The 25,596-nt window shown below is 71.4% G+C and carries 21 protein-coding genes and 1 tRNA gene; 15 read left to right on the top strand and 7 right to left on the bottom strand.

The window, feature by feature from the left end; translation table 11 throughout:
* Positions 1–124: 124 nt before the first annotated feature.
* Positions 125–198: transfer RNA gene (locus ACIF6F_RS09455), tRNA-Gly, on the bottom strand.
* Between the two features lie 452 nt (positions 199–650).
* On the opposite strand from ACIF6F_RS09455, the gene dcd reads away from it, so the two are divergent.
* Positions 651–1,232, top strand: coding sequence for a dCTP deaminase (gene dcd / locus ACIF6F_RS09450; RefSeq protein ID WP_399943575.1), 582 nt, complete (start codon positions 651–653; stop codon positions 1,230–1,232).
* Between the two features lie 8 nt (positions 1,233–1,240).
* Positions 1,241–1,738 (top strand): phosphoribosyltransferase, encoded by a 498-nt coding sequence (locus ACIF6F_RS09445; RefSeq protein ID WP_399943572.1) that lies wholly within the window; start codon positions 1,241–1,243, stop codon positions 1,736–1,738.
* A 77-nt stretch (positions 1,739–1,815) separates the two neighbouring features.
* Here the strand turns inward: ACIF6F_RS09445 and ACIF6F_RS09440 are convergent, their stop codons facing one another.
* Entirely contained in the window at positions 1,816–2,748 is a 933-nt protein-coding gene (locus tag ACIF6F_RS09440; protein WP_399943571.1) for a Yip1 family protein, read from the bottom strand.
* A gap of 302 nt (positions 2,749–3,050) precedes the next feature.
* On the opposite strand from ACIF6F_RS09440, the gene ACIF6F_RS09435 reads away from it, so the two are divergent.
* Positions 3,051–4,115, top strand: a complete 1,065-nt coding sequence (locus tag ACIF6F_RS09435; RefSeq protein ID WP_399943568.1) for a hypothetical protein — start codon at positions 3,051–3,053, stop codon at positions 4,113–4,115.
* A gap of 117 nt (positions 4,116–4,232) precedes the next feature.
* Here ACIF6F_RS09435 and ACIF6F_RS09430 read toward each other — a convergent pair whose 3' ends face one another.
* Both ACIF6F_RS09430 and ACIF6F_RS09425 read right to left on the bottom strand, forming a co-directional pair.
* Positions 4,233–6,500 carry a (Fe-S)-binding protein gene (locus ACIF6F_RS09430; protein ID WP_399943565.1) on the bottom strand — a complete coding sequence of 756 codons (2,268 nt, stop codon included), beginning with the start codon at positions 6,498–6,500 and terminating at the stop codon, positions 4,233–4,235.
* Positions 6,501–6,608: 108 nt separating this feature from the next.
* Positions 6,609–7,172: a sugar transferase gene (locus ACIF6F_RS09425; RefSeq protein ID WP_399943563.1), complete on the bottom strand. Its 564-nt coding sequence runs from the start codon at positions 7,170–7,172 to the stop codon at positions 6,609–6,611.
* Between the two features lie 712 nt (positions 7,173–7,884).
* Between ACIF6F_RS09425 and dnaK the strand changes: the two genes are divergently transcribed.
* From dnaK to ACIF6F_RS09405, 4 genes are read left to right on the top strand one after another with little or no spacing between them, the layout of a single operon-like run.
* Positions 7,885–9,735, top strand: coding sequence for a molecular chaperone DnaK (gene dnaK, locus ACIF6F_RS09420; protein ID WP_399943560.1), 1,851 nt, complete (start codon positions 7,885–7,887; stop codon positions 9,733–9,735).
* Entirely contained in the window at positions 9,735–10,355 is a 621-nt protein-coding gene (gene grpE / locus ACIF6F_RS09415; protein ID WP_399943558.1) for a nucleotide exchange factor GrpE, read from the top strand. Before dnaK ends, grpE begins: the two co-directional genes overlap by 1 nt.
* 38 nt (positions 10,356–10,393) lie before the next feature.
* Complete coding sequence (gene dnaJ, locus ACIF6F_RS09410) at positions 10,394–11,569, top strand: molecular chaperone DnaJ (protein WP_399943556.1); 1,176 nt, start codon at positions 10,394–10,396, stop codon at positions 11,567–11,569.
* A 4-nt stretch (positions 11,570–11,573) separates the two neighbouring features.
* On the top strand, positions 11,574–12,026 hold the full coding sequence (locus ACIF6F_RS09405; RefSeq protein ID WP_399943553.1) for a heat shock protein transcriptional repressor HspR: 453 nt from the start codon (positions 11,574–11,576) through the stop codon (positions 12,024–12,026).
* Positions 12,027–12,073: 47 nt separating this feature from the next.
* Here ACIF6F_RS09405 and ACIF6F_RS09400 read toward each other — a convergent pair whose 3' ends face one another.
* Entirely contained in the window at positions 12,074–13,087 is a 1,014-nt protein-coding gene (locus tag ACIF6F_RS09400) for a helix-turn-helix transcriptional regulator (protein WP_399943551.1), read from the bottom strand.
* 302 nt (positions 13,088–13,389) lie between these two features.
* Here ACIF6F_RS09400 and ACIF6F_RS09395 point away from each other — a divergent pair, with 302 nt between their 5' ends.
* Positions 13,390–13,704, top strand: a complete 315-nt coding sequence (locus ACIF6F_RS09395) for a (2Fe-2S)-binding protein (protein WP_399943548.1) — start codon at positions 13,390–13,392, stop codon at positions 13,702–13,704.
* Positions 13,705–13,965: 261 nt separating this feature from the next.
* On the opposite strand, the gene ACIF6F_RS09390 is transcribed toward ACIF6F_RS09395, so the two are convergent.
* Complete coding sequence (locus ACIF6F_RS09390; protein WP_399943545.1) at positions 13,966–14,370, bottom strand: pyridoxamine 5'-phosphate oxidase family protein; 405 nt, start codon at positions 14,368–14,370, stop codon at positions 13,966–13,968.
* A gap of 174 nt (positions 14,371–14,544) precedes the next feature.
* Here ACIF6F_RS09390 and clpB point away from each other — a divergent pair, with 174 nt between their 5' ends.
* Both clpB and ACIF6F_RS09380 read left to right on the top strand, forming a co-directional pair.
* Positions 14,545–17,130: an ATP-dependent chaperone ClpB gene (clpB, locus tag ACIF6F_RS09385; RefSeq protein ID WP_399943542.1), complete on the top strand. Its 2,586-nt coding sequence runs from the start codon at positions 14,545–14,547 to the stop codon at positions 17,128–17,130.
* Between the two features lie 171 nt (positions 17,131–17,301).
* Positions 17,302–17,838: a YbjN domain-containing protein gene (locus tag ACIF6F_RS09380; protein WP_399943541.1), complete on the top strand. Its 537-nt coding sequence runs from the start codon at positions 17,302–17,304 to the stop codon at positions 17,836–17,838.
* 146 nt (positions 17,839–17,984) lie between these two features.
* Here ACIF6F_RS09380 and ACIF6F_RS09375 read toward each other — a convergent pair whose 3' ends face one another.
* Positions 17,985–19,202, bottom strand: a complete 1,218-nt coding sequence (locus ACIF6F_RS09375) for a pyridoxal phosphate-dependent aminotransferase (RefSeq protein ID WP_399943539.1) — start codon at positions 19,200–19,202, stop codon at positions 17,985–17,987.
* Positions 19,203–19,884: 682 nt separating this feature from the next.
* On the opposite strand from ACIF6F_RS09375, the gene ACIF6F_RS09370 reads away from it, so the two are divergent.
* From ACIF6F_RS09370 to pyrE, 5 genes are all read left to right on the top strand, one after another.
* Positions 19,885–20,406 (top strand): DUF2617 family protein, encoded by a 522-nt coding sequence (locus ACIF6F_RS09370; protein WP_399943537.1) that lies wholly within the window; start codon positions 19,885–19,887, stop codon positions 20,404–20,406.
* A 476-nt stretch (positions 20,407–20,882) separates the two neighbouring features.
* Positions 20,883–22,604 (top strand): polyamine aminopropyltransferase, encoded by a 1,722-nt coding sequence (locus ACIF6F_RS09365; protein ID WP_399943535.1) that lies wholly within the window; start codon positions 20,883–20,885, stop codon positions 22,602–22,604.
* 102 nt (positions 22,605–22,706) lie between these two features.
* Positions 22,707–23,567, top strand: a complete 861-nt coding sequence (locus ACIF6F_RS09360) for an SRPBCC domain-containing protein (RefSeq protein WP_399943533.1) — start codon at positions 22,707–22,709, stop codon at positions 23,565–23,567.
* A gap of 550 nt (positions 23,568–24,117) precedes the next feature.
* Positions 24,118–24,903 (top strand): aldose 1-epimerase, encoded by a 786-nt coding sequence (locus ACIF6F_RS09355; protein WP_399943530.1) that lies wholly within the window; start codon positions 24,118–24,120, stop codon positions 24,901–24,903.
* 63 nt (positions 24,904–24,966) lie between these two features.
* Complete coding sequence (gene pyrE, locus ACIF6F_RS09350; protein ID WP_399943528.1) at positions 24,967–25,506, top strand: orotate phosphoribosyltransferase; 540 nt, start codon at positions 24,967–24,969, stop codon at positions 25,504–25,506.
* Positions 25,507–25,596 lie beyond the last annotated feature (90 nt).

Raw genomic sequence — 25,596 nt, 5'->3', positions numbered from 1 at the left:
CGAGTGACGATTCGGCGCCCAATCTGACGCCCCGTTACGGCACTTATGGCACGCGAATGGCACGCGGGCCCTGAGAGGTCTAGACAACAAACAAGCCCCAGGTCGCTGACCTGGGGCTTTGTCGTGGAGCGGATGACGGGAATCGAACCCGCGCTATAAGCTTGGGAAGCTCATGTTCTACCATTAAACTACATCCGCATGGTGCATCGGTTGTGTGTGATGCATCGTCGCATACTCTACCCCATGCCAGGCCCCCGGCGGAGAAGCCGCGGGGCCTTCGTGTTGTTCGGGGTGGGGGACAGGCATGCGCGGGGCGGGAGTTGAGGCGTACCGTGGGCGGGCGGAGCGGCGCGTGGAGCGCTCAGTGGTTCATCCCCTAATGTGGCGATTCGTCGCAGTCGGCTCGTTGGGGAAAGGGACTCGATGGAGCACACCGTCGTCCGTTGTGCCGAAGGGCACGTATTCAGCACCGCCTCGTTCCCGATGCAGCAGCTCGGAGCCGGACGGATCGGGCCCGGGCGGCTCATCCGCTGCCCGCGCTGCGCACGGCTCCGGCACGCGGTGCCGGTGAAGCGGTAGCGGCTGACAGTGGGAGGCGCGCGGGCTGTCCTGATTGGGGCGGGGCCGCGCGCCTTGCGTATCCTCGGGACGTGCTTCTCTCAGACAAGGACATCCGGGCCGAGATCGACAGCGGACGGGTGCGCATCGACCCGTTCGACGAATCGATGGTGCAGCCCTCCAGCATCGACGTGCGTCTCGACCGGTTCTTCCGAGTGTTCGAGAACCACCGTTACCCGCACATCGACCCCGCCGAGGAGCAGAGCGATCTGACCCGGCTGGTCGAGCCCGAGGGCGACGAGGCCTTCATCCTCCACCCGGGCGAGTTCGTCCTCGCCTCGACGTACGAGGTCATCTCGCTGCCGGACGACATCGCCTCCAGACTGGAGGGGAAGTCCAGCCTGGGCAGGCTGGGGCTGGTCACGCATTCGACGGCCGGGTTCATCGACCCGGGCTTCTCGGGTCACGTGACCCTGGAGCTGTCGAACCTGGCCACGCTTCCGATCAAGCTCTGGCCGGGAATGAAGATCGGGCAGCTGTGCATGTTCCGGCTCAGCTCGCCCGCGGAGTTCCCGTACGGAAGCGAGCGGTACGGGTCGCGTTACCAGGGCCAGCGCGGCCCGACGGCCTCGCGGTCCTTCGTGAACTTCCACCGCACCGAAGTCAGGAAGTGAAGGCCGGTATGAGCGCAGTGCGAGAGTCCCTGACGTACGAGGGCTTCGGCAACGCCGTGCGCGAGCTCGCGCAGACCATCGCCGACGACGGCTACGAGCCGGACATCATCCTCTCCATCGCCCGCGGCGGCGTCTTCGTGGCCGGCGGCCTGGCGTACGCCCTGGACTGCAAGAACATCCACCTCGTGAACGTGGAGTTCTACACCGGCGTGGGAACGACCCTCGAAATGCCCGTCATGCTGGCGCCCGTGCCCGACGCGATCGACTTCTCCGACAAGAAGGTGCTGATCGCGGACGACGTGGCCGACACCGGCAAGACCCTGAAGCTGGTCCACGACTTCTGCGTCGGCAACGTCGCCGAGGTCCGGTCCGCCGTGATCTACGAGAAGTCCCACTCGCTGGTGAAGTGCGAGTACGTGTGGAAGCGCACGGACGACTGGATCGAGTTCCCGTGGAGCGTCGAGCCGCCCGTCGTGAAGCGCGAGGGCCAGGTGCTGGACGCCTGAGTCCCGTTCCCCGGACGCACGAAGGGCCCCCGCCGGAATCCGGCGGGGGCCCTTTCGTGTGGCTCGTGGGGGCGCGGCTAGAGCGTGCCCAGCTTGATGATCGACAGCAGGGCGACCAGCTGGATCGCCGAGGCGCCGAGGGCCTTCGGCCACGGCAGGTCGTGCGCCTTGCTGATCAGCGACGTGAAGAGCGCGCCGGCTGCCACCCAGGTGGCCCAGCCGAGGACCTGCACCAGGGCGTGCTCGCCGCCCAGGAACATCGCGAAGACCAGCCGCGGGGCGTCCGTGATGGACATGACCAGCATCGACAGGCCCACGGTGGGCTGCCAGGAGCCGTCGCCGCCCAGCTGGCGGGCCAGCGTGTGGGTGACGGCGCCGAGGATGAGGCCGCAGACCACGAAGGCCACGCCGGCCGACAGCACGATCGGGACGGCCTTCGAGAGGGTGGAGTTGATCGCGTCCTCGCGCGTGTCGTCCAGCCCGAAGACCGCGAGCAGCCCGTACAGGAACGTCACGGTCAGCGCCGGGCCCCAGACGGGGTAGTCCCGCATCCGGAGGAAGGTCGGCCCCGGACGGAGGACGATGCCGCTCAGGAGCTGCTTCCAGGGCAGCCGGGGGCCCGCGGGGGGCGCCGCCTGGCCGGCCTGGTAGGTCGCGCCGCCGCCGTAGGGCTCCTCGCCGATCGAGAACGCCCGGGTGTGACCGGGGTTGTCCGCGGAGTACGGGTCACCGTGCCCGGCGCCGTACTGCGGGCCGCCCTGGGGGGCGTAGCCGCCGCCCTGGGGGGCCTGGTGGTACGGGTCGAAGTACTCCGGCTCGCCCTGGCCGCCCATGGTCTCGCCGCCCTGCTGGGGCCAGTGCTGCGGCGGCCCCTGAGGGGGGTACTGCTGCTGCGGGGGGTAGGGCTGCTGCCCGTACGGCGGCACATGCTGCTGTCCGTACGGCTGCTGCCGCGGGGGTTGTTGGGGGGTGCGGTTGTCCCGGCCGCGTCCGATCCTGAATCCAGCCACGTGATCGAAAGTACCTGGTCGTCGCGGAGAGGGTGGGCGGGCGGCCGGAACCGGGAGCCTTTGCGGCTGAGCTGTGACATCCCCTAGGGGGACCCTGGGAGGGTCATGGGGGTCCGCCTCGGGTCTGTTTTATGGGGATCAGAGGCATTTACGGTGTCGTGGGGGAGTCTGCGGTCGGCCGTTACGTTCCCGACGGATGGTCCAGACAAATGGTGCGTAACTTCGCATCTGTCGCCACCGCAAGGGGCCTGGAAAGCGAAGAACCGCAGGTCACGCACCCAACGAAGTCACGAGGAACCGTCATGCGCGTCATCCGTCGCACCGTCCGTACCGCTGCCGTCGCCACCGGGGCGGTCGTCGCCCTGGCCCTCCCGGCCCACGCTGCCTTCGCCGCCTCGCCGGCCGCCGGCGAGCCGGTGGCCCCCGGCGTCGAGCAGCCCGCGAACCCGGACGGGCAGCCGGAGGTCCTCCCGGGCAAGGACGGGACCCAGGACGAGGCGAAGCCCGAGGTCCTGCCCGGCAAGGAGAAGGGCAGGGACAACGTCCGTCAGTTCGTCACCACGGTCCGCCTCGCCGACGGCTCCGTGGCGAAGGTCCACAAGATCGGCCCCGACCACTTCGAGGCCGTGATCTCCGCCGACGGCGTCACGGTCGACACCCTCGTCTCCACGGGCGGACGGCCGGCCTACGGCCAGAACAACGGTCTGCACGTGGTCCTCCAGTCCAACGGCACCGTGACCTCGTGGGTCGAGGGCGGCAAGAAGCAGCAGAAGCCGCAGCACAAGAAGCACGAGAAGCACGAGAAGCACCAGAAGCACCAGAAGCACCAGAAGAAGACCGTCCCGGCCGTCTCCGTCGCCGTGGTCAAGATGCCCGACGGCCGCATCGCCAAGCTGATCAAGGGCGCGAACGGCCCCCGTGCCGTGATCTCCATGCCGAACGGCAATCACCTCGGCACCCTCGACCCGAAGCACCCCAGCACCGTCAACGACGGCTGGACCTACAAGATCGTCAAGGACGGCAAGCGCGCCAAGTTCGTGGTGATCGACGGCCGCAACGGCGGCGACAGCTGGGTGTACGACTTCCACGGCAGGCTGGTCGAGCAGTACAAGGTCGACCGCAGGACCGGCCGCAAGGCCGCCGTCATCACCTCGGCCAAGGACGCCAAGAGCGCCACGGACGCCAAGGGCGCCACGGACGCCCGTCAGGTCAAGGAGGCCACGGCCCCCCAGGTCCTGCCCAAGGGCGGCGTGAAGGCCGGTGCCCAGGGCGTCGAGGCCAAGGGCTCCGACGCCCCGGTCCTGGTCGCCGCCGGCGGCGGCATGGCCGCCGCGGGTGCCGCGGGCCTGGGCTTCGCCCTTCTGTGACGCCCGCCACCAGGGCTGATCCCGGCCCCCGCACACGCGAACGGCCGGTCCTGCCACGGGGGGCAGACCGGCCGTTCGCCTTCGGCTGTGCGATGGAGCGGCTGTGCGGCTACGCGGCTACTTCGCGGGCTCGGGCTCCGGCTCGGAGACGCCCTCGCCGTCCGACTCCGGCTCGACCGGGGTCTTCACCGAGTCCAGCAGCAGCTGCGCCACGTCCACGACCTGGAGCGACTCCTTGGCCTGGCCGTCGTTCTTCTTGCCGTTGACCGAGTCGGTCAGCATGACGAGGCAGAACGGGCAGGCGGTGGAGACGATGTCCGGGTTGAGGGACAGCGCCTCGTCCACGCGCTCGGTGTTGATGCGCTTGCCGATCCGCTCCTCCATCCACATGCGCGCACCACCGGCGCCGCAGCAGAAGCCGCGCTCCTTGTGGCGGTGCATCTCCTGCTGGCGCAGGCCCGGGACGGCGGACATGATCTCGCGCGGCGGCGTGTAGACCTTGTTGTGACGGCCCAGGTAGCACGGGTCGTGGTAGGTGATCAGACCGTCGACCGGCGTGACGGGGACGAGCTTGCCCTCGTCGATGAGGTGCTGGAGCAGCTGCGTGTGGTGGATGACCTCGTAGTCGCCGCCGAGCTGCGGGTACTCGTTCGCGATGGTGTTGAAGCAGTGCGGGCAGGTGGAGACGATCTTCTTCGCCGACTTCGGCTTCTTCGTCGACTCGTCCTCGTCGTCCTCGCCGAACGCCATGTTCAGCATCGCGACGTTCTCCTGGCCCAGCTGCTGGAACAGCGGCTCGTTGCCCAGGCGGCGCGGCGAGTCACCGGTGCACTTCTCCTCGCCGCCCATGATCGCGAACTTGACGCCCGCGATGTGCAGCAGCTCCGCGAAGGCCTTGGTGGTCTTCTTGGCCCGGTCCTCCAGGGCGCCGGCGCAGCCGACCCAGTAGAGGTAGTCGACCTCCGACAGGTCCTCGACGTCCTTGCCGACGATCGGGACCTCGAAGTCGACCTCCTTCGTCCACTCGACGCGCTGCTTCTTGGCCAGACCCCAGGGGTTGCCCTTCTTCTCCAGGTTCTTCAGCATCGTGCCGGCCTCCGACGGGAAGGCGGACTCGATCATCACCTGGTAGCGGCGCATGTCGACGATGTGGTCGATGTGCTCGATGTCGACCGGGCACTGCTCCACGCACGCACCGCAGGTGGTGCAGGACCACAGCACGTCCGGGTCGATGACGCCGTTCTCCTCGGCGGTGCCGATCAGCGGGCGCTCGGCCTCGGCCAGGGCGGCGGCCGGGACGTCCTTCAGCTGCTCCTCGGTGGCCTTCTCCTCGCCCTCCATGGTCTTGCCGCCGCCGGCCAGCAGGTACGGGGCCTTGGCGTGCGCGTGGTCGCGCAGCGACATGATCAGGAGCTTCGGCGAGAGCGGCTTGCCGGTGTTCCACGCGGGGCACTGCGACTGGCAGCGGCCGCACTCGGTGCAGGTGGAGAAGTCGAGGATGCCCTTCCAGGAGAACTGCTCGACCTGGGAGACGCCGAAGACGTCGTCCTCGCCCGGGTCCTCGAAGTCGATCTCCTTGCCGCCCGAGGTCATCGGCTGGAGCGCGCCGAGCGCGGTCGCGCCGTCGGCGTTGCGCTTGAACCAGATGTTCGGGAAGCCCAGGAAGCGGTGCCAGGCCACACCCATGTTGGTGTTGAGCGAGACCACGATCATCCAGATCAGCGAGACGCTGATCTTCACCATGGCGACGGCGTAGATGAGGTTCTGGAGCGTGCTCAGCTCAAGCCCGTTGAAGGCCTCGACCAGCGGGTACGAGGCGAAGTACGCGGCCTCGTAGTGATCGACGCCGTGGATGGCGCCCTCAAGGCCGCGCAGGGTGAGGATCGCGAGGCCGATGGTGAGGATCACGTACTCGACGAAGTACGCCTGCCAGGCCTTCGAGCCCGCGAAGCGGGACTTGCGGCCGGCCCGGGAGGGCAGCGACAGCAGCCGGATCACCATGAGGACGACGATGCCGACGACCGTCATCAGGCCGATGAACTCGGTGTAGAGCTCGAACGGCAGGAAGTCGCCGACGATCGGCAGCAGCCAGTCCGCCTGGAAGAGCTGCCCGTACGCCTGGACCAGGGTGGGCGGCAGCGTCAGGAAGCCGATCGCGACGAACCAGTGCGCGAAGCCGACGATGCCCCAGCGGTTCATGCGCGTGTGGCCCAGGAACTCCCGGACCAGGGTGATCGTCCGTTCCTTCGGCCGGTCCGTGCGGCTGCCCGCCGGTACGGGCTGGCCGATCTTGACGAACCGGTAGATGGACGCCACGGCTCGGGCGAGCAGCGCGACGCCGACCACGGTCAGGACCAGCGACACGATGATCGCGGCGAGTTGCATTGGGGGCTCCTCGGGCGGGCACTTACTAAGCGGTAACTTATTCAGTCAAGCTGAGATTACCGCCCCCCACCGCCGCACTGTAGTCGTGCAGGCGGTGATCTGTGTCGCTCAGGCCGCCCTCACCTCGGCGCGGGGCGCGGCGGCCGCGGGGCGGCGGGCGCGGAGGGCGGCGCGGGGGGTCTGCGCGAGGATCGCGAGGTCCATGCCGAGCCAGTGGTGTTCGACGTAGTGCAGGTCGAGCAGGCCCATCTCCTCCCAAGGGAGGTCGGAGCGGGCGCTGACCTGCCAGAGGCCGGTCATGCCGGGGCGTACGAGGGTCCGCTCGCGCGGGTTCCCGTCCCCGGGCGGCAGGGGACGCGGACCGACCAGGGACATCTCGCCGCGCAGCACGTCGAACAGCTGGGGCAGCCCGTCGAGGGCGTACCGGGTGACCCAGGGCGCCCCGCGGAAGAGGTGGCGGTGGTACGTGGTGCCGCCCCGGCCGGCGACCTCTTCCCGTACGAGGGGGGAGCGGCGCGTGGTGAGGACGAGCGCGGCGGCCACGGCGAGCAGGGGGAGCGCCGCCAGGACCAGCGCGACGCCTGCGCCGAACAGGTCGGTGCCGCGCTTGGCCGTGCCGGGCCGGGGGCGCGGGAGTGACGCCGGGAGCGGTGGCAGCGGGAGCGCGGGCATAGGGGCACCCTGCCGCGTCCGCTCCGCGGGGCCGGGGCGCCGCGCGTGCGGGGTCCCCCGCACGGCCGCCGAATCCTCCCCCGCTGCCGGGCCGCTGCGCTGCCGGGCTGCTGCGCTGCCGGGCTGCTGCCCTGCCGGTTCCGGTCCGCACCCGTCCCCGCGGCTGCGGCCCGAGCCCGAGCCCGAGCCCCCGCCCGGATCCCGGGTCCGCGTGCGAGCCGCGGGGAGCGCAGGCGGAAAGATGCCCCGGCCCCACCCTTCTCCCGTTCACCGGGGCTGTGCCCCGGACCCCCGCGGGGCTGTGCCCCGGACCCCCGCGGGGCTGTGCCCCGGACCCCCGCGGGGCTGTGCCCCGGGCCCCCGCCCAGGCGCTGCGCGCCGGGCCGCGGGACCTCCCGCCCGGCCCCCGTGGGGCTCCGCCCCCGGACCCGGCCCGGGTGCTGCGGGCCAGGCCGCGGGGCTGCCGCGGGCCTGCTCGGGGGTTGCGCGCCGGGTCGTGGGGGTGCCCCCGGCCTGTGCGGGGGGTGCGCAGCCGGCCTTCGTCGGGCGTGCCCCGTGTCCCCGGAGCACGGGCTTCGGCCCGGGACCCCGTCGGTGGGGTGAGCGTAAGGGCCGCGTAAGAGTTGAGCCGCATGGGCTCAGGTCTGTTGACGCCAGCGCAGCGGTACGGCATCCTTGAGTCTGTTCCACTCAAGTCATGGAGGAATCAAAAATGGCACGTGCGGTCGGCATCGACCTGGGCACCACTAACTCCGTCGTCAGCGTTCTCGAAGGCGGAGAGCCCACCGTCATCACCAACGCCGAGGGTGCCAGGACCACGCCGTCCGTCGTCGCCTTCGCCAAGAACGGCGAGGTCCTCGTAGGCGAGGTGGCCAAGCGCCAGGCGGTCACGAACGTGGACCGCACCATCCGCTCGGTGAAGCGCCACATGGGCACCGACTGGAAGATCAACCTGGACGGCAAGGACTTCAACCCGCAGCAGATGAGCGCCTTCATCCTGCAGAAGCTGAAGCGCGACGCCGAGGCCTACCTGGGTGAGAAGGTCACCGACGCGGTCATCACCGTGCCGGCGTACTTCAACGACTCCGAGCGCCAGGCCACCAAGGAGGCCGGCGAGATCGCGGGCCTGAACGTCCTCCGCATCGTCAACGAGCCCACCGCGGCCGCCCTGGCGTACGGCCTCGACAAGGACGACCAGACCATTCTCGTCTTCGACCTCGGTGGCGGCACCTTCGACGTGTCCCTCCTGGAGATCGGCGACGGCGTCGTCGAGGTGAAGGCCACCAACGGTGACAACCACCTCGGTGGTGACGACTGGGACCAGCGCGTCGTCGACTACCTGGTGAAGCAGTTCGCCAACGGCCACGGCGTGGACCTGTCCAAGGACAAGATGGCCCTGCAGCGTCTGCGCGAGGCCGCCGAGAAGGCGAAGATCGAGCTGTCGTCCTCCACCGAGACGACCATCAACCTGCCGTACATCACGGCCTCCGCCGAGGGCCCCCTGCACCTCGACGAGAAGCTGACCCGCGCCCAGTTCCAGCAGCTGACCGCGGACCTCCTGGAGCGCTGCAAGACGCCGTTCCACAACGTCATCAAGGACGCGGGCATCAACCTGTCCGAGATCGACCACGTCGTCCTCGTCGGCGGCTCCACCCGCATGCCGGCCGTCGCCGAGCTCGTCAAGGAGCTGACCGGCGGCAAGGAGGCCAACAAGGGCGTGAACCCGGACGAGGTCGTCGCCATCGGCGCCACCCTCCAGGCCGGCGTCCTCAAGGGTGAGGTCAAGGACGTCCTGCTCCTCGACGTGACCCCGCTGTCCCTCGGCATCGAGACCAAGGGCGGCATCATGACCAAGCTCATCGAGCGCAACACCACGATCCCGACCAAGCGGTCCGAGATCTTCACGACGGCCGAGGACAACCAGCCGTCGGTGCAGATCCAGGTCTACCAGGGCGAGCGCGAGATCGCGGCGTACAACAAGAAGCTCGGCATGTTCGAGCTGACCGGCCTGCCGCCGGCCCCCCGTGGCGTCCCGCAGATCGAGGTCTCCTTCGACATCGACGCGAACGGCATCATGCACGTGACCGCGAAGGACCTGGGCACGGGCAAGGAGCAGAAGATGACCGTCACCGGCGGCTCCTCGCTCGCCAAGGACGAGGTCGACCGCATGCGCCAGGAGGCCGAGCAGTACGCGGAGGAGGACCACCGCCGCCGCGAGGCCGCCGAGACCCGCAACCAGGGCGAGCAGCTCGTCTACCAGACCGAGAAGTTCCTCAAGGACAACGAGGACAAGGTCCCGGGCGACGTCAAGACCGAGGTCGAGGGCGCCCTCGCCGAGCTGAAGGAGAAGCTCAAGGGCGAGGACACGGCCGAGATCCGCACCGCGACCGAGAAGGTCGCCGCGGTCAGCCAGAAGCTCGGCCAGGCGATCTACGCCGACGCCCAGGCCGCGCAGGGTGCCGCCGGTGCCGCTGCCGGTGACGCCGGTGCCCAGGCCGCCGACGACGACGTCGTCGACGCCGAGATCATCGACGAGGACAAGCCGAAGGGCGGCCAGGTCTGATGTCGGAGGAGACCCCGGGCTTCGATGAGAAGCCCGAAGTCCCCGCCGACGGCACGCCCGACGAGCCGAAGGCCGCCGACTCCGCCAAGGAGGCGGCGGCCCCGGCCGGGGACGCAACGGACGTGGCCCTGGTGGCCCAGCTGGACCAGACCCGTACGGCGCTCGGCGAGCGCACCGCGGACCTCCAGCGGCTCCAGGCCGAGTACCAGAACTACCGCCGCCGCGTGGAGCGGGACCGGATCACGGTCAAGGAGATCGCCGTCGCGAGCCTCCTGAACGAGCTCCTCCCCACGCTCGACGACATCGGGCGCGCCCGGGAACACGGCGAACTGGTGGGCGGTTTCAAGTCGGTGGCCGAATCCCTGGAGACGGTCGTCGCCAAGATGGGCCTCCAGCAGTTCGGCAAGGAGGGCGAGCCCTTCGACCCGACGATCCACGAGGCCCTGATGCACTCGTACGCGCCGGACGTCACCGAGACGACCTGCGTGGCGATCCTGCAGCCCGGGTACCGGATCGGCGAGCGTACGATCCGCCCCGCGCGCGTCGCGGTGGCCGAGCCCCAGCCCGGGGCGCAGGCCAAGGCGGAGGAGTCGGAAGACTCCGAGCAGGACAGTGAGTAAGAAGTAGGCAGCACCCGCACGCGGGAGGAGGGACGTCGATGAGCACGAAGGACTTCGTGGAGAAGGACTACTACAAGGTTCTCGGCGTCCCCAAGGACGCCACCGAGGCCGAGATCAAGAAGGCGTACCGGAAGCTCGCGCGCGAGTTCCACCCGGATGCCAACAAGGGCAACGCGGAGGCCGAGGAGCGCTTCAAGGAGATCTCCGAGGCGAACGACGTCCTCGCCGACCCCAAGAAGCGCAAGGAGTACGACGAGGCCCGCGCGCTCTTCGGCAACGGCGGCTTCCGTCCCGGTCCCGGGGCCGGCGGCTCCTTCAACTTCGACCTGGGCGACCTCTTCGGGGGTGCCCAGGCCGGAGGCGGGGCCGGCGGTTTCGGCGGCGGACTCGGGGACGTCTTCGGCGGCCTGTTCGGCGGCCGGGGTGCGGGCGCGGGCACGCGTACGCAGCCCCGGCGCGGCCAGGACATCGAGTCCGAGGTCACCCTCAGCTTCACGGAGGCGGTGGACGGCGCGACCGTCCCGCTCCGGATGTCGTCCCAGGCGCCCTGCAAGGCCTGTTCCGGCACCGGCGACAAGAACGGCACGCCCCGGGTGTGCCCGACCTGCGTCGGCACCGGACAGGTCTCGCGCGGCGGCGGTGGCGGCTTCTCCCTCACCGACCCCTGCGTCGACTGCAAGGGGCGCGGCCTGATCGCCGAGACCCCCTGTGAGGTCTGCAAGGGCAGCGGCCGGGCGCGTTCCTCGCGCACCATGCAGGTCCGCATCCCGGCGGGCGTCTTGGACGGCCAGCGGATCCGGCTGCGCGGCAAGGGCGCGCCGGGCGAGCGCGGCGGTCCCGCCGGCGACCTGTACGTGGTGGTCCACGTGGACTCCCACCCGGTCTTCGGCCGCAAGGGCGACAACCTCACCGTCACCGTGCCGGTCTCCTACGTGGAGGCCGCGCTCGGCGGCGAGGTGAAGGTGCCGACCCTCGGCGGGCCGCCGGTCACGCTGAAGCTCCCGGCGGGCACGCCGAACGGCCGTACGATGCGGGCGCGCGGCAAGGGCGCGGTCCGAAAGGACGGCACCCGCGGGGACCTGCTGGTCACCGTCGAGGTCGCCGTACCGACGCGGCTGTCGGACAAGGCGCGCGAGGCACTGGAGTCGTACCGCGACGCCACGGCGGACGAGGACCCCAGGGAAGAACTGTTCCAGGCCGCGAAGGGAGCGTGACGCCATGAACGGCGACGGCCGACGACGCAACCCGTACGAACTCACCGACGAATCGCCGGTGTACGTGATCTCGGTGGCCGCCCAGCTCTCCGGCCTGCACCCGCAGACCCTGCGGCAGTACGACCGCCTGGGCCTGGTCTCCCCGGACCGCACGGCCGGCCGGGGCCGCCGCTACTCGGCCCGTGACATCGAGCTGCTCCGCACGGTGCAGCAGCTGTCGCAGGACGAGGGCATCAACCTCGCGGGCATCAAGCGCATCATCGAACTGGAGAACCAGGTGGCCGCGCTCCAGCAGCGCGTCGCCGAGCTCTCCTCGGCGCTGGACGGCGCCGCCGCGGCCATGCAGCAGCGCGAGGCGCAGGTGCACGCGTCGTACCGGCGCGACCTGGTCCCGTACCAGGACGTGCAGCACACGAGCGCGCTGGTGGTCTGGCGCCCCAAGCGCCCCTCCGAGTAGGCGATTTCAGGCCAAGATCGGCCCCTGCCCCTGCGGGCGGGGGCCGTTCAGCTCTCCGGCGCGTCGAGGATGCCCGACTGGGCGATGAGGTAACCGAGTTGCGCCCGGCTCCCGCTGCCGAGATGGCTGGCCAGCTTGGCAATGTGCGCCCGGCATGTGCGCACGTTCATCCCCAGCCGGCGGGCGATCGCCTCGTCCACGTGCCCCTCGACGAGGAGTTGGGCGATGGAGCGCTGGACGCCCGTGATGCCGTCCGGCATCGGGGTGTAGGTGACCTCCTCGCGCAGCGGCACGGCGCGCCGCCACAGCTGTTCGAAGACCTTGATGAGGTACTCGACGAGGCCCGGGTGGCGCAGCTCCAGGGCGACCCGGCGGTCGTCGCTCGCGGGGATGAAGGCCACCGTCCGGTCGAAGATGATCAGCCGCTCGATGAGCTCCTCCAGCGTGCGGATCTCCACCTTCCCCGAGGAGATGCGGTCCACGTAGGCGAGGGTTCCCTGGCTGTGGCGGACGGTGTGCTGGTAGAGCGTGCGGATGCTGACCCCGCGGTTGATCAGCGGCGCGTCCCGCTCCAGCGCCTGGGTCAGCGCGAGCGACGGACGGGGGCCGCCGGGCTGTACCGTCAGGACCTCCGTGTGGCACTCCGCGGTGGCGATGTTGAGCGCCGCGTTGATGCGGTCGAATCCCTCCAGGACGGTGATGGCGTGGGTGTTGGAGGGCGTCTGCGCGCTGATGGCGAGGAACGGCTCGAAAGTGTCGGTGAGTTCTACGGACAGCCGACGCCGGTCCTGGATCTCGCGTTCGATCGGGTGGAGGCGCTGCGCGAGTGCGACGGACGGGGGAACCGGCCGCAGGGAGTTCGCGTCATCCGGATCCGGATGGAGCAGCGCGAATTCCAGCAGGCAAGGAGCGCTTTCAACTTCTGCGCGGGCGATGCGTCCGGTGCTGAGCGCGGTGGCGTACAACCGCACGCCGTCGTCGCACAGGGCCGTGACCGAGTGGGGATGTGTCGGCTTTGTGGTGATGCTGGGCAAATCTCCACCCCCCAGGGTCCTGAACATGCAAGAACATGATGCATCGTCCTTGTGGCACGGACGTGCCTGAATGAGCCATCGTCTGACACGCGGGGGAGAGGATTCCATCAAGTGAGGACGAAGCCGACCATGTATAAGAGAATGCTTCGCTCGGCGCTTGCCGTTGTTTTCTCCACGGTTGTGGCCTACGGGGCTCTGGGCGGCGGTGTCGGGTCCGGGGGGACGGGTGCCGTGGTGGCCGGCGCTGCCGACGACACCGGCTGGACCACCGCGCCGACGGGTACCAAGGCGGACACCGGGTGGAACTCGCTCCCCGAGGCGGTGGCGTGATGACTCCTGACGACCGTTCCTTCCGCCGGGAAATGGCCTCCGCGTACCGCTCCGGCTGGCAGTTCATCGATCTCGTCACGGCGATCCCCCACGCCGGCGACTCACTGATGGTCACGTTGTTCGGCCAGCCCATCGTCGTGGTGCGCGAGGAGGACGAGGACGTGCGGGCGTACCGCTGCCTGCGCCGGCCGCGGGGCGCGCCCCAGCCCGTGCGGTGCGAAGTCCGCTACGGCATGGTCTTCGTCAATCTCGATCAGCGTGACCACCAGCTCTTCGAGCCCGATTTCACCTCCGCCACCCCCCGCAGTGCCTGAAGCGATTCCCCCGTCGTTGCAGATCGCTTTAGGCGCTTCCCCCACACAACGGCGCCATCGTGGACCTGAACACGATGGCGCCGTTGTGCTGTCCGCGTCCATACCGCGGACCGGCCAAAGAACGGGGCATGTGGCGCGTACCGGTCCTTCCGGTACCGAAACCCGCCGGGCCGCTGTGCGGGCCCGGCGGCCGGCCGTCCAGGCCCGGCGTGCGGCCCCTCAGGGCCGTCGCACGCCCCCACGGGGCCGTCGTGCGGTCCCTCAGGCCCGGCCCATCGCGCGGTCCAGGGCGATCTCCATGACCACCCGGTCCGGGTTGGGCGACGGCATGCGCCCGTACCGCTCCGCGTAGCGGGTCACCGCGTCCGCCACCGCCTCCTCGTCCGTACGGATCACCGCGCGCCCCTCCAGGGTCGCCCAGCGGCGTCCTTCCAGCTGGCAGACCGCGACCCGGGCGCCGCCCGGCTGCGCCGCCAGCACGTTGCGGACCTTCTTGCTGTTCTTGTTGCTGATCACCCGCGCCAGGCCGGCCTCCGGGTCGTACGTCACGCCCACCGGGACCACGTGCGGCGTGCCGTCCGGCCGCGACGTCGTCAGGGTGCAGATGTGGCGCTCCCGCCAGAAGGCGAGGTACTCGGGCGTCGGGTTCAGTGGATCCAGGGACATGACCGCAGCGTAGGGCTTGAGCCCTGGCTTGAGTCGGCTAGACTCAACTTCATTGGTTGAGCGGAACAGACTCAACTTTGTATCCGTTGATGAAGTCAGACCGATCCGCGGGTCCCCGGAAGGCCGGGACCCCGGGTCGTACCTGCCGATCGTCCCGGAGAGGAGAAGCCGCACGTGGACGCCGAGCTGACCAACAAGAGCCGGGAAGCCCTCAACGCCGCCACCAGCAGGGCGGTGAAGGACGGCCACCCCGACCTCACCCCCGCGCACCTGCTCCTGGCCCTGCTCTCGGGGACCGACAACGAGAACATCACCGACCTGCTCGCCGCCGTGGAGGCCGACCAGGCCGCCGTGCGCACCGGCGCCGAGAAGGTGCTGGCCGGCCTGCCCAGCGTCACCGGCTCCACCGTCGCGCCCCCGCAGGCCAGCCGCGACCTGCTCGCCGTACTCGCCGAGGCCGACAAGCAGGCCAAGGACCTCGGCGACGACTACCTGTCCACCGAGCACCTGCTGATCGCCGTGGCCGCCAAGGGCGGCGCGGCAGGCGAGGTGCTCACCCGGGAGGGCGCGACGGCGAAGAAGCTGCTGGCGGCCTTCGAATCCGTACGAGGAGGACGTCGGGTGACCACCCCCGACCCCGAGGGCCAGTACAAGGCCCTGGAGAAGTTCGGCACCGACTTCACCGCCGCCGCCCGCGAGGGCAAGCTCGACCCGGTCATCGGCCGGGACCACGAGATCCGGCGCGTGGTGCAGGTCCTGTCCCGGCGCACCAAGAACAACCCGGTGCTCATCGGCGAGCCCGGCGTCGGCAAGACCGCCGTCGTCGAGGGCCTCGCCCAGCGCATCGTGAAGGGCGACGTGCCCGAGTCGCTGAAGAACAAGCGCCTGGTCTCCCTCGACCTCGGCGCCATGGTCGCGGGCGCCAAGTACCGCGGCGAGTTCGAGGAGCGCCTGAAGACCGTCCTGGCCGAGATCAAGGACAGCGACGGACAGATCATCACCTTCATCGACGAGCTGCACACCGTCGTCGGCGCGGGCGCGGGCGGCGACTCCGCCATGGACGCCGGCAACATGCTCAAGCCCATGCTGGCCCGCGGCGAGCTCCGCATGGTCGGCGCCACCACCCTCGACGAGTACCGCGAGCGGATCGAGAAGGACCCCGCCCTGGAGCGGCGCTTCCAGCAGGTGCTGGTCGCCGAGCCCAGCGTCGAGGACACCATCGCCATCCTGCGCGGCCTCAAGGGCCGGTACGAGGCCCACCACAAGGTCGTCATCAACGACAGCGCCCTCGTCGCCGCCGCCACCCTGTCCGACCGCTACATCACCTCCCGCTTCCTCCCCGACAAGGCCATCGACCTGGTCGACGAGGCCGCGTCCCGCCTCCGCATGGAGATCGACTCCTCCCCGCTGGAGATCGACGAGCTCCAGCGGGCCGTGGACCGCCTCCGCATGGAGGAGCTGGCGCTGAAGAACGAGTCCGACCCCGCCTCCCGCGAGCGGCTCGACCGGCTGCGCAAGGACCTCGCCGACAAGGAGGAGGAGCTGCGCGGCCTGACCGCCCGCTGGGAGAAGGAGAAGCAGTCCCTCAACCGCGTCGGCGAGCTCAAGGAGCGCCTCGACGACCTGCGCGGACAGGCGGAGCGCGCCCAGCGCGACGGCGACTTCGACGCCGCCTCCAAGCTGCTGTACGGCGAGATCCCCGCCCTGGAGCGGGAGCTGGCCGAGGCCACCGAGGCCGAGCAGGAGGCCGCCAGGGACACGATGGTCAAGGAGGAGGTCGGCCCGGACGACATCGCGGACGTGGTCGGCTCCTGGACCGGCATCCCGGCCGGCCGGCTGCTGGAGGGCGAGACCCAGAAGCTGCTCCGCATGGAGGACGAGCTGGGCCGCCGGCTCATCGGCCAGGGCGAGGCCGTACGCGCCGTCTCGGACGCCGTACGCCGCACCCGCGCCGGCATCGCCGACCCGGACCGGCCCACCGGCTCCTTCCTCTTCCTCGGCCCCACCGGCGTCGGCAAGACCGAGCTGGCCAAGGCCCTCGCCGACTTCCTCTTCGACGACGAGCGGGCCATGGTCCGCATCGACATGTCGGAGTACGGCGAGAAGCACAGCGTCGCCCGGCTGGTCGGCGCGCCGCCCGGCTACGTCGGCTACGAGGAGGGCGGCCAGCTCACCGAGGCCGTCCGCAGGCGCCCGTACAGCGTGGTCCTGCTGGACGAGGTCGAGAAGGCCCACCCCGAGGTCTTCGACGTGCTGCTCCAGGTGCTGGACGACGGGCGGCTCACCGACGGGCAGGGGCGGACGGTGGACTTCCGCAACGCCATCCTGATCCTGACGTCCAACCTGGGCAGCCAGTACCTGATGGACCCCGGCACCTCGGACGAGGTGAAGCGGCAGCAGGTCCTGGACGTGGTGCGGTCCTCCTTCAAGCCGGAGTTCCTGAACCGGCTCGACGACATCGTGGTCTTCTCCGCCCTCTCGAAGGACGAGCTGGCCCACATCGCCGAGCTCCAGATCGCCCGTCTCGCGAAGCGGCTGGCGGAGCGGCGCCTGACCCTCGACGTCACGCCGGAGGCCCTGGCCTGGCTGGCCGACGAGGGTAACGACCCGGCCTACGGCGCCCGCCCCCTGCGCCGCCTCATCCAGACGGCCGTCGGCGACCGCCTGGCCAAGGAGATCCTGGCCGGCGAGATCAAGGACGGCGACACGGTCCGCGTGGACGTGGCGGGCGACGGCCTGATCGTGGGCCGCGCCACCTGATCGTCCCTGCTCAGCGGCCATGGGCGGCGGGACCCTCCGGGGTCCCGCCGCCCCTTCGCGCACCTCTCGGGGGCGGACGGGTTCCGCCCGCAGCGGATCGCGGCGGCTGGGCTTGCCATGGGGTGGGCGTGATGGGGGAGGATGGCGGTATCCGCACGAAGGGAAATCACGGTGAGCATCGATCCGGCCTCGATTCCGAACTTCGGGGGCCAGCCCGACCCGCAGGCCACTGGACCGGCGGGTCCCGTCGTGCCCGACCAGGACCTGGTCAAGCAGCTGCTGGAGCAGATGGAACTCAAGTACGTCGTCGACGACGAGGGTGACCTCGCGGCGCCGTGGGAGGAGTTCCGCACGTACTTCATGTTCCGCGGCGAGGACGAGCAGCAGGTGTTCTCGGTCCGGACGTTCTACGACCGTCCGCACGCGATCGAGGAGCGTCCGCAGCTCCTCGAGTCGATCGACGACTGGAACCGCCGCACCCTGTGGCCGAAGGTCTACACCCACACCCACGACGACGGCTCCGTCCGCCTCATCGGCGAGGCGCAGATGCTGATCGGCACCGGCGTCAGCCTGGAGCACTTCGTCTCCTCGACCGTCAGCTGGGTCCGCGCCTCCATCGAGTTCGACAAGTGGCTCGTGGAGCAGCTCGGCCTGGAGAAGGAGATCGACTCCGCGGGCGACGAGCCCGAGGGCGACGACGAGGCCTGAGCGGCCGCGCCCGGAGCAGGACCCCGGCGCTGAGCGCCAGGCAGGTCCCGTGGGCGTACGACAGCCCGGCGAGGGCCCCGGTCACGACGACCGCGGCCCCCGGCCGGGCTTTCGTCATTCCGCCGGCGGGGGTCCGCGCGGGCGGGCTACAGCTTGCGCAGGCGGGTGGCGGCTTCTTCCAGGACCTCGTCCTTCTTGCAGAAGGCGAAGCGGACGAGGGAGCGGCCCGCGGTCTCGTGGTCGTAGAAGACCGAGTTCGGGATGGCGACGACGCCGCAGCGGGCCGGCAGCTCGCGGCAGAAGGCCAGGGCGTCCCGCTCGCCGAGCGGGGTGATGTCGGTGGTGATGAAGTACGTGCCCGCGGGCCGGAAGACCTCGAAGCCGGCCGCCTCCAGGCCGCCGGCCAGGATGTCGCGCTTGCGGGCCATGTCGGCGCGGAAGCCCTCGTAGTACGCGTCCGGCAGGGCCAGGGCCTCGGCGATGGCGTACTGGAACGGTCCGGACGAGACGAAGGTCAGGAACTGCTTCGCGGTGCGGACGGCCGCCGTCAGCGCGGGGGAGGCGGTGATCCAGCCGACCTTCCAGCCGGTGAACGAGAACGTCTTGCCGGAGGAGGAGATGGTGACCGTGCGGTCGCGCATGCCGGGGAGCGACGCGATCGGGACGTGCGCGCCCTCGAAGACCAGGTGCTCGTACACCTCGTCCGTGACGACCAGCAGGTCCCGCTCCAAGGCCAGCTCCGCGACCGCGCGCAGCTCGGCCTCGGTGAGGACGGTGCCCGTGGGGTTGTGGGGGGTGTTGAGGAGGAGCAGGCGGGTGCGCGGGGTGACGGCGGCGCGCAGCTCGTCGAGGTCCAGCCGGAAGGCGCCCTCGTGGGGGCGGAGGGTGACCGGGACGCGGGTGGCGCCGGCCATGGCGATGCAGGCCGCGTACGAGTCGTAGTACGGCTCCAGCGCGACGACCTCGTCGCCGGGCTCCAGCAGGGCCAGCAGGGAGGCTGCGATGGCCTCGGTCGCGCCGGCGGTGACCAGCACCTCCGTGTCCGGGTCGTATGCGAGCCCGTAGAAGCGGCGCTGGTGGTCGGCGACGGCCCGGCGGAGTTCGGGGATGCCGGGGCCGGGCGGGTACTGGTTGCCGCGGCCCTCGCGGACGGCGCGCACCGCGGCCTCGGCGATCTCCTCCGGGCCATCGGTGTCGGGGAAGCCCTGGCCGAGGTTGACGGAGCCGGTGCTGACGGCGAGCGCGGACATCTCCGCGAAGATCGTGGTGCCGAAGGAGGCCAGGCGCCGGTTGAGGAACGGGCGGCGGCCGGCGGCGGATCCGGGCCCGGGCGGGGTGCCGTGAGGTGCGGTCATGGGCGCCATCCTGCGCGGAACCTCTGGACTTGCTCAAGTGCGCTTTGGGCCGAGGCGCGCGGGGGGACACCCCGGGTACGCGGGACGCGGGGATCCCGCACTCGGGGGACCGAGCGAGTGCAGAAGGGGGCGAGGATCATGTTCCTGGCCTTTGGTGTGCTGTTGGTACTGCTGGTGGCGGGGCTCGTCTGGGTGATGGCCCGCAGCGGGGCGCAGGGCCGGCCGCGCCGACGCCGTTCGGGGAGCTGGTGGGCCGACTCCGGCTCCCACGGCGCCGGGACGTCGTGCGGCACGGGGTCGTCCTGCGGTTCCTCCTCTTCCTGTGGCGGCTCGTCCTCGTCCTGCGGGGGCGGGGGAGGAGGGTGCGGGGGCGGCGGGTCCTGAGGGGCCGCGCGCGACCCGGCAGGGTCCAGGGGCCCGGCGGTGCAACTTCCGCCGGGCTCTGTCGCGTTGAACAGGTGAACTGGGTAGCCCCCGAGGGGATGTAAACCACGTCAAGTTGGGTAAAAACGCTGTGTCCGCCGTGCCTTTCATGATTCCCTCGGTTGAGTAGACCAGTCCTCGGACTTCCTCGGGCCTCCTCGGATCTCCCAGGGCTTTCCTGTGGACGAGCCGGTGACACCCCCATCCGCCGCACGGCCGGCCGGGGCGCGTCCGGCCGACCTCCCTCGCGCGTTTGCGGAGCCGATTCATGCTCACGACCCTCAAGACCACGTACACCGACACGCGTGCCGCCGACCTCGCCTGGGCCCTGGGCCGTGAACCACTGCCCGCCCTCGCCGTAATGAACCTCGAACTCGCGGGCGCCAAAGTGGAGTTGCGCCTGCTGGGGGCCTCTCATCAGGTGCTGCTCGAAGAAGGCGAGGTCGTCTGTTCCGAGACGGTCGCCTGCATGCCCGGCAGCAGTACGCCGCTGCCGCTCGGGGTCGCCAAGCGCATCGGCGCCTGGGAGTACGAGTTCGCCGCGCGTGTCGAGACGCTGTCGCAGGGCTCGTTCGCGGGGCGCGCGCAGGAGTTGCTCGCGCTGGTCGCGGATCACCCGAACGGGCTGGCCGGCACCTTTCCCGGCAGCCCGCACGCCTTCACGGCCATGCTGGCGCAGCGGTACGAGGGCCAGGTGCGGTGGCGCACGTGGCACGCGTACCCGCAGGAGGGCCAGCTCGTGGCCACGCGGACACGCGTGGGGGTGCGGATGACGGCCACGCTGATCTGAGGTGCGGTGCGGGTGGGTGATGGCGTGGTGACGGTCGTGCCGGTGGTGGTGGCGTGCGGCGGCGTGCCGGTGGTGGTGCGGGGGGCCGGGTTCGGCGCGGGGTGGGGTGCGCCGCCGCACAAACGATCCGCCAACTGGCTGACACAGTGCGCCAGTTGCACCCATGTGGGTGACGGGGTGTGGGCATGGAGTGACGTACGGTTCGGTTCATGATCGACCGTTCCCCTGCCTGTGGTGGGGAGGCCCCGTGCGCTCCTGCCGCCCGCGGCGGGCTCCCGGCGCCCGCGGCGGATGCCGTGCCGGTGGCGGATCCGCTGCCGGTGGCGGGTCCCGTGCCCGTGGCGGGAGCTGAGCCGGTGGCCGTGGGCGCGGACGGGGCTGAGGTTCCGGAGGAGTCGGCGGGTGTGGCTGCTCGGGTGGGGGCCGGTGAGGTGGAGGCCGGTGAGGTGAAGATCGGTCCGGAAGGGGCCGTTCGGGTGAAGGCAGCTCCGGAAGGGGCCGGTGAGGTGGAGGCCGGTCCGGCGGCGGCGCTGCCCGTGCGGCCCAGGACCGGACGGCTGCTGGTGCTGGCGACCGTGTTCATCTGTGCGGCCTGCGGACTTGTGTACGAGCTCGAACTGCTCGCGCTCGCCTCGTACCTCATCGGCGACTCCGTCACCCAGGCCTCCGTCGTGCTGTCCGTGATGGTCTTCGCGATGGGCGTCGGCTCCCTCCTCGCGAAGCGGCTGCGGGCCCGGCCCGCCGTCGGCTTCGGGGCGGTGGAGGCGGTGCTCGCGCTCGTCGGCGGCCTGTCCGCGACAGCGCTGTACGCGTGCTTCGCCTGGCTCGGCGAGTCCAGGCCCGCGCTGGTGGCCTTCTCCCTCGGGATCGGGGTGCTCATCGGCGCGGAGATCCCGCTGCTCATGACCCTGATCCAACGGGTCAGACGGCAGGACGCGGGCGGTGCCGTCGCCGACCTCTTCGCCGCCGACTACGTCGGTGCCCTGGTCGGCGGCCTGGCCTTCCCCTTCCTGCTGCTGCCCGTGCTCGGGCAGCTCACCGGCGCGATGCTGACCGGGACCGTCAACGCCGCCGTCGGTGGAGCGCTCGTGCTGTGGCTGTTCCGGGGGGACCTCAGCAGGCGGGCGCGCTGGCTGTTGCTCGCGGCGAACCTCTGCGTCCTCGCCGTCCTCGCCTCTGCCACCGTGCTGGCCGACGACTTCGAGCGGGTGGCGCGGCGGGCGGTGTACGGGGCCGAGGTGCGGGTCGCCGTACAGACCGACGTACAGGAACTGGTGGTCACCGGCCCCTCGCGCGGGTCACCGCGGTCGCTCGACCTGTACCTCGACGGGCGGCTGCGGGTCAGCGGGTACGACGAGCACCGCTACCACGAGGCGCTCGTGCACCCCGCGATGAACGGACCGCACGAGCGGGTGCTGGTGCTGGGCGGCGGGGACGGGCTGGCCGCGCGCGAGGTGCTGCGGTACCCGGACGTGCGGCGCGTGACGGTCGTCGAGCTGGACGCGGGGGTGGTGCGGCTGGCGCGGACGGACCCGATGCTCTCGCAGCTGAACGGGCACGTCTTCGACGACCCGCGGGTGCGGGTGGTGACGGCGGACGCCTTCCAGTGGCTGCGGGAGGGGGAGGAGGGGGACCGAGAGGGTGCCTGGGAGCAGGGGGGTGCGGGTGCGGGTGCGGGTGCGGTGGCCGGTTCCGGTGCGGGTGCGGGTGCCGGTTCCGGTGCCGGAAAGGTCCGGGCCGCTTTCGACGTGGTCGTGTCCGATCTGCCGGATCCCGGGATCACGCCGAGCACGAAGCTGTACTCGCAGGAGTTCTACGGGCTGGTCGCGCGGGCGCTGAGGCCCGGGGGCCGTGCGGTCGTGCACGCCGGGTCGCTGTCGGCGCGGCCGCACACGTACTGGACGGTCGAGGCGACGCTGCGGGCCGCGGGGCTCGCCACCCGGCCGTACACGGCCGGGGGCCGGCTGTCGGGGTTCGAGGCGGGACCCGACCGGTCGACCGGGCGCGGCGGGGCGCCGGTGGACTGGGGCTTCGTACTGGCCGGGCCCGGGCGTCCGCCCGCGCTGGGGGTGCGGCGGGACGCGGGTGCGCTGCGCTCGCTCTCCGACGCCGCGCTGGACGCGGCCTCGCGGGACGCGGAGCGGGCCAGGATGCCGGGGCTGCCGGCTTCCACGCTGCCGCATCCCCGGTACACGTAGCGGCTCGGCCGGGGTGGGTGCGGGGCGGTCGGGGCCGCGACCGGTGGGTCGCCCGTGCGCGGGAGGGTGCGCGGGGCGTCCCCGTGGGTAGGCTCGGCTGTCATGGAGCATCAGGTGTTCGTACCGGTGGCCGTGGACGACCTCCGAGCCGTGCTGCGGGATCCCGCGCGGGTGGCGGGCTGCGTGCCCGGGCTCCAGCGGGACGCGGGGGATGCGGTGGCCGCCCCTGACGCCGGGGACGGTGCAGGTGGCGGTGCCGGTGCAGGTGCCGGCGGCGGGTCGTTCGGCGGACGGCTCAAGGTCCGGGTCGGGAACAGCACCGTGACGTACCGGGGTGTGGTCTCCGTGGTCGAGGCCGGTGACGCCGGGTTCGTGGCCGTGGCCGAGGGCGGGGAGGTACGCGGCTCCGGCTCGGTGTCCGTCACCCTGCGGGTGGCGCTGCGGGCGGAGGGCGAGGGCACCTGGCTGGAGTTCGCGGGGGATGCGGAGGTGGCCGGGAGGGCCGCCGAGTTCGCGCCGGAGGCCGCCGACGCGGCGGTGCGCAGGCTGCTGGACCGGGTGGGTTCGGCGCTCGGGGACGAGGCGGCCGTGGCGCCGGGTGGCGGGGCGACGTCAGAGCCGGGGCCGGAGCGGGAGCGGGAGCCGGGTGCGGGGGCTGCCGGGCCGGCCTCGGTGTTCGAGACGGAGGTGCCGCCGTCGGCGCTCGACCCGGCGCTGGATCCCTTCCTGGAAGACGACTTCGGCACGCGGGTGCCGGCCGAGGCGGCCCATGCGCGGCGCACGATGATCGGGCGCAGCGCGGAGGAGGTCGACCATGCGCCGCCGCGCGGGCGGTACGCGCCGGTTCCGGCGCCGGAGGCGGGGGGCGCGGGCGGGGCGCTGCGGTGGGTCGCGCCGGCCGCTGCGCTCGCGCTGGCGGGGGCGGTCGTGGTGGCGCGGTCGCTTCGGCGCCGGCGCCTCTGACCTCCCGGTCCGGGACTGCTGCCGCTGTGCCCCGGTCCCGCCCTTCTTCCGTTCACCGGGGCTGCGCCCCGGGCTTGCGTGGGGCTGCGCCCGGTCCCCGACCCCTGTGCGGGTCGCGCCGGCAGCCGCCTGGGGCCGTTCCGCCGGGTCGTCCCGCCGGCCTGCTGAGACTTGCCCCGGTCCCGCCCTTCTCCCGTTCACCGGGGCTGCGCCCCGGACCCGCGTGGGGCTGCGGCCCGGACCCGCGTGGGTCTGCGGCCCGGGCCCGCGTGGGGCTGCGCCGGACCCGCGCGGGGTGGCGCCCCGGGCCTGCGTGGGCCTGCGCCCCGGACCCGCGTGGGGCTGCGCCCCGGGGCCCCGGGGGCAGTGCCTCTGCGGGGTGCGCGGTCGGGGGCCTCGGTTCGGGCTGTGTCCCGGCGCTGGTGGGATGTGCGCGGCTGTGGTGCGGAGCGGTTGAGTGCTGGGTTTTGGGCCCGCGTGGGTGGGCTCCGGGTGCTCGGAAACCCCGTGTGCCGGGTCCGGGGCGGGGGATCGGTCGTAGGGTCGGGGCATGAGCGAAGTGACCGAACTGAGCGCCGGCGGCGTGGATCTGGTTGTCAATCAGGGGAACGGGTGCCGGATCGCGAGTCTGCGGGTCGACGGGACCGAGTTGCTGCGGCAGGGCGAGCGGTACGGGGCGTTTCCGATGGTGCCCTGGTGCGGGCGGATCAGGGACGGGCGGTTCCGGGACGGGGCCGCCGAGCACCAGATGCCGCTGAACGCACCCCCGCACGCCATCCACGGTCTCGCCCGGGACGCCGCCTGGCGGGTGGCCTCGGCGGAGAAGGCGTCGGCGGCGTTCACGTACGACCTGGCCGACCCCTGGCCGTACAGCGGGCGGGTGACGCAGCGCGTCGAGCTGGCCGAGGACTCGCTGACCCTCGCCCTCGGCGTGGAGACGTACCAGGACTCCTTCCCGGCGCAGGCCGGCTGGCACCCCTGGTTCCTGCGGAACATCGGCGGCGAGGACGCGCGGGTGGAGTTCGACGCCGCCTGGCAGGAGGAGCGCGGGGACGACCACCTGCCCACCGGTCGGCGGATCGATCCGCTGCCGGGCCCCTGGGACGACTGCTTCGGGATGCCCGAGGGCGTCCGCGTCACGCTGACCTGGCCCGGGCAGCTGGAGCTGACGGTGCGGAGCCGGGCCGAATGGGTGGTCGTGTACGACGAGCAGGCCGAGGCCGTGTGCGTGGAGCCGCAGTCGGGCCCGCCGAACGGGCTCAACACGCTGCCCCGGCTCGTGACGCCCGTCGATCCGTTGGAGATCGAGACCGTGTGGTCCTGGCGGCGTCTCTAGCGGCGGTTCCGGGCGGGATCGGTACGGGACCGGGGTGGGAAGACAGGGCCTAAGCTCAAAGGCATGAGTGACGTACGTGGTGAGCTGCTCCAGCAGATCAAGGACAAGGCCGTCGTGCACGGCAAGGTCATCCTCTCTTCCGGCCGCGAGGCCGACTGGTACATCGACCTGCGCCGGGTGACCCTCGACGGCCAGGCGGCGCCCATGGTCGGGCAGGTCATGCTCGACCTCACCGCCGACCTCGACTTCGACTGCGTCGGTGGGCTCACCCTCGGCGCCGACCCGGTCGCGACCTCGATGCTGCACGCTTCCGCCGCCCGCGGTCAGCGCCTGGACGCCTTCGTGGTCCGCAAGGCCCAGAAGGCGCACGGCATGCAGCGCCGCATCGAGGGCACCGACGTCAAGGGCCGTCGCTGCCTGGTCGTCGAGGACACCTCCACCACCGGCGGCTCGCCGCTGACCGCGGTCGAGGCCGTCCGCGAGGCCGGCGGCGAGGTCGTCGCCGTCGCGACGATCGTGGACCGCGGTGCGGCCGGCGCCATCGCCGAGGCCGGGCTGCCGTACCTGACCGGGTACCAGCTCGACGAGCTGGGCCTGGCCTAGTGACCTGGTTTTGAGGTCGGGGCTCGCCTCGTGAGTCGTGTTCTGTTTCAGATCCTGGGGTTCGCCTGACGTGACGGGCTTGGGGCCGGT

This window comes from Streptomyces sp. NPDC086023 (assembly GCF_044540325.1).
Taxonomy (GTDB): domain Bacteria; phylum Actinomycetota; class Actinomycetes; order Streptomycetales; family Streptomycetaceae; genus Streptomyces.
The sequence above is the reverse complement of the archived record's forward strand: the minus strand, read 5'-3'. Positions and strand labels throughout refer to the sequence as shown.

What these genes read in the sequence shown, in the direction of transcription:
- ACIF6F_RS09445 (WP_399943572.1), top strand. Translation starts at nt 1,241, where the DNA reads ATGAGCGCAGTGCGAGAGTCCCTGACGTACGAGGGCTTCGGCAACGCC.
- ACIF6F_RS09435 (WP_399943568.1), top strand. Translation starts at nt 3,051, where the DNA reads ATGCGCGTCATCCGTCGCACCGTCCGTACCGCTGCCGTCGCCACCGGG.
- ACIF6F_RS09430 (WP_399943565.1), bottom strand. Translation starts at nt 6,500, where the DNA reads ATGCAACTCGCCGCGATCATCGTGTCGCTGGTCCTGACCGTGGTCGGC.
- ACIF6F_RS09425 (WP_399943563.1), bottom strand. Translation starts at nt 7,172, where the DNA reads ATGCCCGCGCTCCCGCTGCCACCGCTCCCGGCGTCACTCCCGCGCCCC.
- dnaK (WP_399943560.1), top strand. Translation starts at nt 7,885, where the DNA reads ATGGCACGTGCGGTCGGCATCGACCTGGGCACCACTAACTCCGTCGTC.
- grpE (WP_399943558.1), top strand. Translation starts at nt 9,735, where the DNA reads ATGTCGGAGGAGACCCCGGGCTTCGATGAGAAGCCCGAAGTCCCCGCC.
- dnaJ (WP_399943556.1), top strand. Translation starts at nt 10,394, where the DNA reads ATGAGCACGAAGGACTTCGTGGAGAAGGACTACTACAAGGTTCTCGGC.
- ACIF6F_RS09405 (WP_399943553.1), top strand. Translation starts at nt 11,574, where the DNA reads ATGAACGGCGACGGCCGACGACGCAACCCGTACGAACTCACCGACGAA.
- ACIF6F_RS09400 (WP_399943551.1), bottom strand. Translation starts at nt 13,087, where the DNA reads ATGTTCAGGACCCTGGGGGGTGGAGATTTGCCCAGCATCACCACAAAG.
- ACIF6F_RS09395 (WP_399943548.1), top strand. Translation starts at nt 13,390, where the DNA reads ATGACTCCTGACGACCGTTCCTTCCGCCGGGAAATGGCCTCCGCGTAC.
- ACIF6F_RS09390 (WP_399943545.1), bottom strand. Translation starts at nt 14,370, where the DNA reads ATGTCCCTGGATCCACTGAACCCGACGCCCGAGTACCTCGCCTTCTGG.
- ACIF6F_RS09375 (WP_399943539.1), bottom strand. Translation starts at nt 19,202, where the DNA reads ATGGCGCCCATGACCGCACCTCACGGCACCCCGCCCGGGCCCGGATCC.
- ACIF6F_RS09370 (WP_399943537.1), top strand. Translation starts at nt 19,885, where the DNA reads ATGCTCACGACCCTCAAGACCACGTACACCGACACGCGTGCCGCCGAC.
- ACIF6F_RS09360 (WP_399943533.1), top strand. Translation starts at nt 22,707, where the DNA reads ATGGAGCATCAGGTGTTCGTACCGGTGGCCGTGGACGACCTCCGAGCC.
- ACIF6F_RS09355 (WP_399943530.1), top strand. Translation starts at nt 24,118, where the DNA reads ATGAGCGAAGTGACCGAACTGAGCGCCGGCGGCGTGGATCTGGTTGTC.
- pyrE (WP_399943528.1), top strand. Translation starts at nt 24,967, where the DNA reads ATGAGTGACGTACGTGGTGAGCTGCTCCAGCAGATCAAGGACAAGGCC.